The following is a 241-nucleotide window of genomic DNA, read 5'->3' as shown; positions in this document are numbered from 1 at the left end:
TTTTTTTATATTTTCATTAGTTCTTGAACCCTCGAGAGCAATAATTTTTACATTGCTTCGTTGATAAGCAAATTCAGAAACTAAATTTAAAATTTCTTTTTCAGTCCTCATTGTTTTTTCCCTCCCAAAATCTAAATTCACGCTGCCAAAATTCAATCTGCTTTTGCAATTGTTTTTCATTCTCTTTTAAAGTCAATTTCATTAAGTCCGTTAAATCAATTTCTGAAATACTTTTTAACAT

1 protein-coding gene is annotated in these 241 nt (G+C 27.4%); it reads right to left on the bottom strand.

What is annotated here, in order from left to right; translation table 11 throughout:
• Positions 1 to 111: aminoglycoside 6-adenylyltransferase (locus SH09_RS15940; RefSeq protein WP_167706516.1), on the bottom strand; the 111-nt coding region annotated here is incomplete at its 3' end.
• Positions 112 to 241: the final 130 nt, after the last annotated feature.

It is taken from the genome of Staphylococcus gallinarum, from assembly GCF_000875895.1.
Classification (GTDB): Bacteria; Bacillota; Bacilli; order Staphylococcales; family Staphylococcaceae; genus Staphylococcus; species Staphylococcus gallinarum.
This window is presented reverse-complemented; position numbering and strand designations above follow the sequence as displayed.